General features: G+C 50.0%; 9 protein-coding genes and 2 tRNA genes. 2 read left to right on the forward strand and 9 right to left on the reverse strand.

The window, feature by feature from the left end:
• The 5 genes from ACYC56_RS08675 to ACYC56_RS08695 form a co-directional block, all read right to left on the reverse strand.
• Positions 1-636: sugar kinase (locus ACYC56_RS08675; protein ID WP_461373787.1), on the reverse strand; the 636-nt coding region annotated here is incomplete at its 3' end.
• A gap of 220 nt (positions 637-856) precedes the next feature.
• A complete protein-coding gene (locus tag ACYC56_RS08680; protein WP_461373788.1) occupies positions 857-2,551 on the reverse strand; it encodes a hypothetical protein in 1,695 nt (564 codons plus the stop codon).
• Positions 2,552-2,966: 415 nt separating this feature from the next.
• On the reverse strand, positions 2,967-4,337 hold the full coding sequence (locus tag ACYC56_RS08685; protein ID WP_461373789.1) for a hypothetical protein: 1,371 nt from the start codon (positions 4,335-4,337) through the stop codon (positions 2,967-2,969).
• A gap of 172 nt (positions 4,338-4,509) precedes the next feature.
• Positions 4,510-5,250 (reverse strand): hypothetical protein, encoded by a 741-nt coding sequence (locus tag ACYC56_RS08690; protein WP_461373790.1) that lies wholly within the window; start codon positions 5,248-5,250, stop codon positions 4,510-4,512.
• 32 nt (positions 5,251-5,282) lie between these two features.
• Positions 5,283-6,755, reverse strand: coding sequence for an outer membrane protein assembly factor BamB family protein (locus ACYC56_RS08695; RefSeq protein WP_461373791.1), 1,473 nt, complete (start codon positions 6,753-6,755; stop codon positions 5,283-5,285).
• Positions 6,756-7,016: 261 nt separating this feature from the next.
• On the opposite strand from ACYC56_RS08695, the gene ACYC56_RS08700 reads away from it, so the two are divergent.
• Positions 7,017-7,625, forward strand: coding sequence for a hypothetical protein (locus ACYC56_RS08700; RefSeq protein WP_461373792.1), 609 nt, complete (start codon positions 7,017-7,019; stop codon positions 7,623-7,625).
• 337 nt (positions 7,626-7,962) lie between these two features.
• Here the strand turns inward: ACYC56_RS08700 and ACYC56_RS08705 are convergent.
• The 3 genes from ACYC56_RS08705 to ACYC56_RS08715 all read right to left on the reverse strand — a co-directional run bounded on the left by ACYC56_RS08705 (position 7,963) and on the right by ACYC56_RS08715 (position 9,074).
• Positions 7,963-8,036, reverse strand: a tRNA-Thr gene (locus tag ACYC56_RS08705).
• 283 nt (positions 8,037-8,319) lie between these two features.
• Positions 8,320-8,401 (reverse strand) — tRNA-Tyr (locus tag ACYC56_RS08710).
• 154 nt (positions 8,402-8,555) lie between these two features.
• A complete protein-coding gene (locus tag ACYC56_RS08715) occupies positions 8,556-9,074 on the reverse strand; it encodes a ribonuclease H-like domain-containing protein (RefSeq protein ID WP_461373793.1) in 519 nt (172 codons plus the stop codon).
• A gap of 146 nt (positions 9,075-9,220) precedes the next feature.
• On the opposite strand from ACYC56_RS08715, the gene ACYC56_RS08720 reads away from it, so the two are divergent.
• Positions 9,221-10,153, forward strand: coding sequence for a DUF72 domain-containing protein (locus tag ACYC56_RS08720; protein ID WP_461373794.1), 933 nt, complete (start codon positions 9,221-9,223; stop codon positions 10,151-10,153).
• Between the two features lie 25 nt (positions 10,154-10,178).
• Here the strand turns inward: ACYC56_RS08720 and ACYC56_RS08725 are convergent, their stop codons facing one another.
• Positions 10,179-10,550: a hypothetical protein gene (locus ACYC56_RS08725; RefSeq protein WP_461373795.1), complete on the reverse strand. Its 372-nt coding sequence runs from the start codon at positions 10,548-10,550 to the stop codon at positions 10,179-10,181.
• Positions 10,551-10,838: the final 288 nt, after the last annotated feature.

Here is a 10,838-nt window from a genome sequence, read left to right on the forward strand (position 1 = left end):
CAGCAGATCCGGATCTGTTATACCTGTCAGCTCTTCCGATTCAAAAGGGTGTTTAAGAAAAAGGATATCCACAAAGGGCAATACCTCATGAAACGCAACCCTCGCCTCCTCAGCTTCCCAAAGACCAGAGCGGTAATGCGGGTCATACGACACCTCGCCCGTCCTATTTTCTTTAACAAGTCGACACGCCTCATAGACCGCGCTACGGCTGGTCTCAGAGATTGCTTGGCTTACCCCCGAAACATGCAGGCATTTTCCTGCGGCAATATACTCGGTCTTGATATCATCGACGGACAACGTCGAAGCGGCGCTCCCCTCACGATAATAGGCAAGCTCCCGACCGCCTCCCATGAACGCCGCATCGAAATACACGCCGTTCTTAAACCCTGGGATCACTTTAACCAGCGATAGGTCGATTCTCTCATTAAGCCACCCCTGCAGCAAAAACGGCGCAAAATGATCTTCGCCGACCCTGGTTATATAGCCGGTCCTCGACCCAAGCCTCGAAGCTGCGACGATCGCGGTAATAGTATCACCACCATAGGCTTTACGAAATACCTCTGTGTCTGCAAGAGACGTTCCACTAGTGAGCTCGACTAAGCATTCGCCAATCGAAATAATATCAAATTCAGGCATTGGACTCCCCTATAGTAAGCGAAAGGATGCTGGTGTCACGCATTAGTAGACTATGCCGGTTTCCAGGTCGAGCTAGCCTAAAGTATAGGTGCGTAGCACACTTATTTGTTCCCGTCCTAATTTGGATATAAACCATATCGCCTAATAAAACCCTATGAGCACTTTATGATAGTAACTGATAGGCCAACAATCCCAACCCCTTTCAGGAAATCATTCGCATTTACGGTATTCCTTTAAGAAGGAGGTCTGTCTGCTCTTGAGGATTCCAGACATATGGGTTGTGACAATCAAGACACACGGAGTCGAGATCGTCCGCAACTTGCGAGTGGTCGAATTCACTCACCAAAGCAAGTGGGGTCGGTGATTGGCTGTTCTCAGAAGAGTTGAGCACGCTTTCGGTAACTGCGCCGCTTGGTAACGTGCGGGATTCCCCCGGGGCTATCGGTGTTACCCCATCAAAATCAACGCCGAAGAGACCGTCTTTCAGCATCTTCCAGCCCATGGTTTTGTGCGGCCAACTAAAACCATCGTCGCAGCAGGATGAAGAGATGGCGACATTCGAACCTGCCCGCCAATCTTCCGAACGCATGGTCGTTGTTTTTGAACCAATCCAATTTGCGGTAAAATTCGATGCCGAAGCACTGATGTTGCTCGCCAGTGGCTTAGACGGCCATTGCTTATTCCCTCGCAGATCAGAAGGCGAGCTGTGGCAGATATTGCACTCGCTTGATCCCCGATGGCACGACCTGCATGTAGGCCCATCGTTCTTGCCGTCCTCGGAATCAAACACATAATGCATTCCGTCCGTGCGCTCGTTTGAATCGTGCCCGTTGCCGAATTCATACCCTTCGCTATAGTTCCTCAACGCCCTGTCCTCAGAGAATAAAGCGACCTTTTGCGTAGAAAGGCCGGCGTTACCATCATGGCAATCAACGAAAAACTCGCTGATATGAAAGCCGTTTTTCATCATGCCGGATGACGTATCGAGAAAACCGATCGGCTGGTTCCAATCTATCGCCTGCTTATTAACGGCCGCCCGCTGAAGTTTGCCGCCAATCGACATGGTTCTTGCACTCATATCCCGATCGGAGATCTCTTCTCCGGTACCCTGGTCGATTTCCCTGTCGGGGTTTTTTAAGAGCAGCCATGACCCGGCCGGATACTGTACCTCGCCTTGTGGGTTCATCGCAGACGTAAAAGTAGTGTGCCCCGGGTTGTAGATTGGGTATGTTATTTCACCGTCGTTAGAAAAACCCAGAAGGCGTTGCGGGTTGGCGTGCGCGCTATGGCAATCGAAACACGAGAAACCACCCAGCCAGTAACTTGGAGTGTAGGCCGGATACGTATCATCGGGTGCCTTCCATTTACCGCTGGCGAGACCGTACCCCATCGAGTGCCCTACTTCGTATTCCCTAGAAACCCCAAGGTCGTTATCCGTTTGAATATTAAAGCCCGAACCGGCGCCGGCGCCATGACACCACGCACATGCATCGAACCGCTCGTCTGACCTAGTGAGTTTAAATGTGCCCGAAGACCGGTTCGACGCATGGCACTCACGGCACTTATGCGATGTCGTAAGATACCCGCCGTGCGCACCCACTGCAACGGACGCGGCCAGCGCACCACCCTCTCCCTTAACCATCAGGACGCGTGATTGTGTATGGTCTTGAGGGTTATTGTAGTTAAATGCGTCGGCGCCCAAAGTAGCCGGGTCATCCCACTTGCCGTAGGGATGGGTTTTGCTTTGGAACCCCGGGTAGGCGTTGTCGACCCCCTCAGCAACACCGGACCAGCTGCTACCGGTGATTTCTTTTGATACATAATCAATCCCTGTGTTAACGTTCATGGCCCGTGCGCTCGGTAAGGATAGCGCAGATATCACTATAATGCCGATCAAAACGAGTGTCCTTTTCATCCATACCACCTATCGCCGGCCAGCCGAGACAGTCTTTACCATGATGCCCACCGCTGGTAAAAGCCGGTAATTCGAGATGCTGCTTATTGATACCGGCGATAAGTAGACGCGAAACGCGTTACCATACCTTTTCAAAACAGGATATCGTAGGTACGTATAATGTAGTAATTTAGATCAGCATGAGTTCATTTTTTTGGATAGAAGAAGCGCAGATTGATGAATCGTTTCTGCAGGTAATACCCTTAGCAGAAGACGAGAGCCGACGAGGGTAAGGATTCCATACGGCTCAGGGGCAGGTGTTCATGCTGCACCATATGAGCAGCTCAACCTGTTCTGCGCCTGAAATTACCGGTCGGGTGTGCGGTCTTGTTAAGGCGGATGCGTTTAAGTAATTGATATGCCGCCTGGCAGGGATTTAGGGGAGCCCATGTAAAAAGGCTTCTTTGGCCTGAGGATTCCAGGCCTTTGGGCCATGGCAATCAAGACATAAGGAGTCGAGATCTTGTGCCGGCTCCGAAGCAAGGGAAAGCTGGGCGACAAGGTGGACTCTAACTTGGCCGAGGCTAATAGGTGCTCCGTCGATATCGACTCCGAACAGCTCGTCTTTTAACATCTTCCAGGCTAACGTGCGATGGGGCCAGGAGACACCGAGACTGACACAATCGGGCGAGCAATTTATATCCGAGGAGACGCTGTTCTTTTCAACATGAAGATTGTTTATAATGCCGGCGGACGGCTTTTTAGTTAGAGACATACCGGAGGAGCCGTGGCACATATCACAATCGCTGCTGCCGCTATGGCACCTCCTGCAATCAGGTCCGTTGTTGTGCTTGTCTTCCGGGTCGAATATCGCTTTTCCGGTAAGTCTGTCTATCTGAGAGTCATGTGAGTGCGCCTCAACGTAGCTTCTGATTCCATAATCGCCGCTTAAAGCCTGCTCTTCAGAAAACACTAGAGAGGTGTTATTGTGAAGCCCTGCGTCGCCATCATGACAGTCAATACACGTCCGGTTGACCATATTCACGTTGCCGTAAGTAGTAGCTGCACCTGCACTGGGCGAACTGCTAGTTTCAAAACCGTCCCATTTTATGACAGTGGCCTGGACGGGGTATGGGATAGACAGAGAAAAATTCCCCTTGTCTCCATCGTAGATCTCGGCCCCGGTCTCGACGTTAAACTCCTTATCCGGGTTCTTCATTAAAATATTGTTATCGAAATCGCTGTTTATGGCCTCGTAAAATGGTGTGCCTTTAGCTTTATGCCTTATGCCTTGGCCCGGAAAAGGATGCGCCGGGTGGCAGTCGAGACACGACATGCCCCCACGCCAGTACTTGGCGGCAAAAGCGGGGTACGTATCATCAGGCGCTCTCCACTTACCTGATGCAATACCGTAGCCACGGCTATGACCTGATCCTTTTTCAGAACCATTGAGTTCGTCGTTGTCCATAACGACGAAGTATGCAGAGCCCGCGCCATCCGCATGACACCAGTCACACGAACCGTCGTTGGTCTTGCCGATATTTATGGTTTTATAGCCAACCCCGTTGGTGAATCCATGGCATCCCCTGCACCTACCCGGCGCGGTGACGTATGTTCCAGTAAGAGCTATATTAGTTAGTTTCTTAATTACTTGAGTCTGTTGCGAAGACGTATCGAACGCGTTGCGTCCGACGAGCTGCGAAGTATCCCATGTAGTTGGATCATTAGAATCATTAGCTACTGCGTATGGCACTGAAACAAAACACGAACCAATAAGGGCGACTGTAAGCAACAGTCTCTTTATCATTGTACCCAATCGTGCCTTTAACAAGCGTTATCTGGATTTCAAAGAAATACCTTATATGTATCGGCACGTAACTGGGAATTTTTAGGACTTACGTCTTATGGGATGTAGAAGGCGCTGCAATATACGTCGGGTTGTGGGGGCGCGAGAGAAATGATCAGCTACCGATGAACAGTTACGGCAGCCGTATCTCGATGGCCTGAGGGAGTTCGAAGTCCCCGATGAGGCATTTTTTAACGGGCGGGCATGGGCTAAACCATACGGTTTCAGTTACCGTATGGCCGGGCTTTAATAGATGGGATTCAAAAAATATCGGATCGGTACTAATCTTATTCCAAATGGGAACCTGGCCGTACGCGTAAGTAAATTGGGTATCTCCATAGGATGCTATTATCTTCTCCAACTCCGGACCCTGCAGCCTCCAGCCGGAGTCGTATTTAGCGGGGGCATCACCGACGTTCTGATACACGAACGTCATTTTAAACGCTTTTCCGCGCCCGTTTCTTAAGATTTGCATCCCGATGCCACCTGCGCTGTTTGTATATGATCCAAGGAATTCCTGATCCGGCACCTGGTTTGGATTGACTACTTCTATTTTCTTGAGAAGCGCCTTACCGCGGATACATCTCTCACCGTGCAGATCCTCAAATACCATATCTGCACTAAACAGCTGGGCTTCGTTAGATGAGGGCATCGATTGACCCTTGACGGGAGCGGTGGCAATAACTGTTGGCTCGGTATTTTTAGCCATGCCTGAGCGCTGCGATCCTTGTGCCGTACCACCCTTATCATTTTGATCATTGCGATTGGCTACTAAAAGATTGGACGCAAGCCCGATAAGAATGATCAGGACAAAGGCCACAACAATATCTGCGCGCGAGGTTGTGTCCTTAAACAGCCTAGTCAAGATATTCATTTAATGGATAACCTTAGCGATAAAGACTAATCCTATTCCTCTGAATTCTCTTTTTCATCGGCGTCGGTGCTTGCGCTTATCCTTGTCTTAAAGAAATAGCCGATACCAGCAGCGATGGCGATTGGGATTATATAGATGAGTAATGAGGTGCCGTATGATGAGCCCCCGTTGGATTCGTCCCCTATTTGTTCGCTTTGCTTTACTTCTTTATTTAAATCTCTTTGGCTTACCGCGCCAATTGAGGACTTTGCCGCTACATAGAGAATCCCCTTGGGCCCAATGGAAACCTTGCCGCCAACCTTTGCCCTCCATACCATAGCACCACCCTTAGTAGTGCAGGTCAGGTAGCCATCGGTTGAACTCTCGAAAATATTACCGGCGCCGTCAATTACAGTCGGTCCCTCATGCGAGTTATCGGGGCTGTCATACATCCATTTCTGTGCACCGGTAGGCAGTACAGCCTCTAAATAGCAGTTGCCCTGCCAATACTGCCTATCATCTGTATAGTTCAAAGAAGTCGTACTGATAATTATATTGCCGTCCTGTTGCAGTGCGGGCATATTTACCGATTTGCCTTTTGCCTCGTAGAACCACTTCAAACCGCCATTTGGCTTAAATGCATAGAGACGACCTTTTTCCAGCTTATTCCCTGCCGACCGCAGATTATCATCTTGTTCGGTTAGTAAGCCCGCGTCTCTTGTCATGCCGAAATAAACCGTGCCATCGGGCGCTAAGACGGGCGATGATAGTTGGATTGATCCGCTTATTCCGCTAACTTTATATTTCCACTTAAAAGAACCGTTAGGATTAAGAGTGTAGAGGCACTGGTCCTGTGCGGTAAAGTAAACGCTGTTATCGTTTCCTAATGCCGGCGCGCTGTCTATCTGCCCCTCGGCAGTGTACTGCCACTTGATCTTGCCGTCGCTAGAAACGGCATAAAGGGTCTTACCTTTTACGGTACCGACATAGAGAGTGCCGTCTTTACCAAGCGTGATGCCACCAAGGGACTCGCCGTTAAGGGGCACCTGCCATTTTACGAAACCATTGGTCTTATTTAGCGCCGCCAACGTCGTACCGATAACCGCATAAACGGCGTCTTTCCCGACTGCCGGAGAGCTTGTTACCTTTCCTGTGAGCTTTGATACCCAACGCACTTTCTTGTCGGGGCTAAAAGTGAACAACCCTGAGTGGCCGGATGCGTCACGCTTCGATGAATTGGTGGATGTCGTCGAGGAGGACTCTTTAAGCGGGGTAACATCAACGCCGACATACAAATTGCTATCTTCGTCCACGACTATCGGGGACGAAGGCTTACCGCTCGTGCCGAGCGAGATGACCCAGAGAATCCCCGGTTGAGTTGGGGCAATATTGCTGGTACGACCGGAGTGGCTCGTATCATGCTGGTAACCACCCCAGGTATCGGTTACAGCTGCGAGCACAGGAACCGATAATCCAAATAGCAAAAGCGGAATTACTCCCGCGAATAACACCACAACTCTACGCATAAAACCAGATCGCCTATTAACAAGGATCATATCTTTCCTCTCATCTCCTTGCACCATTTGCTTATTACATCCCAGACCAAGGTATATCCACATCGATAAACCCTAGATAATGATAACACAAGTCGGCAATCATTCTATCCCCAAGTCGGCCTCTAATTTGCATGAAAAGCTTCCAGTCCGGTAGGAGTTGAAACAAGCGGGTATCATAAATGTAGTGTTGCTATTCGCCAGGCGATTTTAAGGCAGATGGGAGTGATGGAGATGGCAGAGGCGCGGGCGAGGAGAGAAGAAAATGAGATGCGGGCGAGAGCCGGTTTACCGAGAAATATCGCTGAAGCCCCGGAAACGGTCGTCGCTCATGACCGCATTCGCTGGGGACCGATTTGGGCCGGTATCATAACTGCACTTGCTACGCTGCTGGTATTAAGCGCAATCGGGGTCGCGTTCGGTTTTGCAACCAGAAGCGTTACTACACTTACCGCGGCACGCTCGATTGGTATCGGGCTCGGTATTTGGACGGCCATCAGCGCGATTATAGCGTTGTTTTTGGGAGGTTTTATCGCGGCCAGGTTTATGCCGCTAGATACAAGGGGTGTTGGCATGGTGCACGGGGTCGCGGTCTGGGCGATGACGCTGGTGCTGGGCACTATCCTGGCGCTTCTTGGTATAAGCGTTACTCTTGGGATTTTGGGAAGCGCAGCCGCCGCCCAGGGCGGGGTCGTAATCGGCCCGCCGCAGTTGAGCACCGCTTCGAGCTTGATCGCATCGAGTTCGGGTTGGTTTATTCTCTGGTCGCTGCTGGCGCTTGGCACGGCCGTGCTCGGGGGCTACCTGGGAATGGCAAATAACCAGGCAAGCAGGCGGCAATAGGTGCGAGTCTCGACTCCTGCAATTTCTTGGCGTACTCGGCCATTATCAGGCCGCCCGCCTTCGGATCGGGCATTGCAAAATAGAAACAACAAACGTATTTCACCATACGTTTCAAATTTACTTCGATTTCCGCCATATCCCCGCTGTGTCCTATGTCTCTGCTACAACGTTTACTTCGAATAGACTACGGTCAAGCTTGTACCGGGACGCCGTTTCTCCCGGTGAATTGTGCCTTGTCTTTAATTCGGGATAACTTTGAGTATTCCTCTTTTTTTGAATCTATTATAAAAGAACTCTTTTACGAGATATTAAAACCCTTCTTGCATATCTCGCGTTGAGCCTCCTACCGGAATCGAACCGGTAACCTCTCGATTACAAGTCGAGTGCTCTGCCAGGTTGAGCCAAGGAGGCACGTTTAGACCTAATGTTGTAGATCAATGAACTATGCGACCGATAGAGCAATAAACGCTAGGGCAAATAAAGCAATACAATCTCCCGTACATTTCCCGTCTCGTTTGTCTTTTACACAGGAGCCGGCCAGCTAACGTAACCGTGGAGCAATGGATCAATGGACCGCAATGTCACGGTTAACGTCTTTTGAAGCTTCTCCATATTCCATATGCTATAAAAGCTCTATTGTTCGATTGTCAATTGTTCCATTGCTCTACAAAATTGCCTGCTTTTGGCAATTTTGTGGAGGGAGAAGGATTTGAACCTTCGAAGGCTTCGCCAACGGATTTACAGTCCGTCCCCTTTGGCCACTCGGGAATCCCTCCTTATCCGGGCTATTTCCAGAGACTACATAAAGAAAAGCTGTGCTCAATATCACAGCTCAACGACCCTGATAGCCAAGCATGATTATACCATACGGGATTTGAAAGTATCAACTTGCACGTTGCCAGAAACAGGTTTTCCCTGTTTTTGGAGTATTTACATTATCCTCTTGTATGATTGCACCTCGACGTGCGATTGCCCGCTGTTGCCGGTGTTTTTCAGGCGTTCTTCGAGAAGAACGAGGTTGACCGTGTCTTCTTTGTTGTATGCGAGGAGGCGCTCGAGCGCAGTTTCGTCCCTATGTCTGCGATATCTGCGCCAGAGAATCCTGGGGTCGTCCTCGTCGCGCCCGAATATATCCCTGCTGATGCCAAGCGCTTTTTCGACGGCCTTAAGCCCGCCTTTCAGGTTGTTCTTCCAGCAATCGTACATGAGATCGCGCGACTCGTGTGTGCGCCGTAAGTTTACTCCTAAATACTGGTTGATCACGGGCAGGTCGAAGCGGTTGCCGTTGTAGGTGTAGACCGTTTTTGTGCCATCGAGATGTTCAAGCAAGACACCGGGGGTAATCGCATCCCCTACCATCTGGATGAGGCTGCCGGTGTCGGCGATAAACATCCCTATTACGGTTAACTTATTCGAAAACGAGGTTTCAATATCCAGGTAAACTCTCACGCTGCTCCAATCGGTAAATCAGACTCAATTTTAACGCACCGGCTGATGTTCTCGCCAGTCTTTGTTTAAGCTAGTCTTACATTAGGATACCCGCTAAGATGATTTGGCGAAAGTCCTGTTTGGTATAATATGGCTGGAGGCATAGCGTGACTAAATTTTTCGTTGGAACTTGCAGCTTTACGGATAAGGGATTTGACGGGACGTTTTACCCACAGGGGATCGATCCGTCAAAGCGCATTTCGTTTTATGCGCGGCACTTTAACGCCGTTGAGATCGATAGCAGCTATTATGCGCTCCCATCAGAGAGAAACTCGCTGCTTTTCGCACAGCGCACCCCCACCGATTTTACCTTCCATTTCAAGGCGTTCGGGCTGATGACGAAGCACAAAGTGCAAACGAAGCGATTGGGGCGGGCGCTCTCGGTGCATCTACCGCCGGACTATGGGGCTCCGTTTGTCGAAGAGCCCCCCGTCGATATGCTTAAGCAGGCATTTGGTATGTTTTACCGGGCGCTTTATCCGCTGGAACTTGCGAAAAAGCTTGGTCTGGTGCTGTTTCAGTTCCCGCCGTATTTCATCAAAAACGGCGAAAATAAAGAGTATATCCTGCAGGCGCAAGAATGGATGGGGCAGTATCGCCTCGCGGTCGAATTCCGCCATAGCAGCTGGGTGCGTGGGGATGAACTTGAAGATACGATGCGGTTTCTGCGGGAGAACGGCCTTGCCTACGTTTCGGTCGACGAGCCCCAGTTCACATCGGGCTCGACGATGCCACCGATCGCCGAAGCCACGACTACCATCGCCTACCTCCGGTTTCACGGTCGCAACACGAAGAACTGGTTCAGGAAAGATGCTACGGTCGCCGAGCGGTTCGACTACCTGTACGACCGGGACGAGCTTGAGGAATGGGTCCCGAAGATCCATCAGCTAGAGCGTGATACCGACCAAATCCACCTCATGTTCAATAACTGCATGAACACCTATCCCGTGCAAAATGCACGGGATATCGCGGATTTGTTGGATGTTCTTCCGGGAGAGAAACGGGTCGAGCTTATCAGCCAGCCAAACCTCGGTTTTTAACGGTAATCAACAACCCCGCAACCGGCTACTTCATAATAGCCAGAAGCCTGAGCGCCGCCTTGTAGAGAAGCCAGAAGATAACGATGGTTATGAGGGATGAGAACTCGATGATCATGGTTCCTGAAGCCACGTTTCCGACAATTCCCTGGAATATGCCTACAAAGGCGTTTGTGAAGTTATAGATCAGGGTTACGAACGCGTTGTGCGAGTTGGCCCCGATAAGCTTAAACGCAAATCTGAGCAACACAACCGCGACCATGATCCAAAATATATAATCCACGATCAGCGCGATTTTAATATTGGAACTCAGTTCTGTTGGCGTTTTAATTCCGGCAGAAGCCGAGCTTTCATTGAGAACCGGGGTCTCGATCTGGGTGTGGTTTTCTACCTTTTCCATGAACGCCTCCTGGGCCGTCGCTAAGACAGTGCATGGTCGTTCGACTCCAGATTATTATACGCTAGAGAAAACGGAATGCATACAGTTTTTTAAGAACATTTGGAAGTCAGGAGCCGTTTGTCATTGACAGAAGCGTGGTAGATATACTTTAATATATTTAAAACTATTTATATATAGGTGTAAAATGGCGAGTAAGATTTTAGTGCAGTTGTTTGATGCACTTTCGGATGATACCAGGTTAAGAATAGTGATTATGCTGAGTAAGCAGGATGCCGACGCGAGCTGTCA

It is taken from the genome of Candidatus Aquicultor sp. (assembly GCF_054640775.1).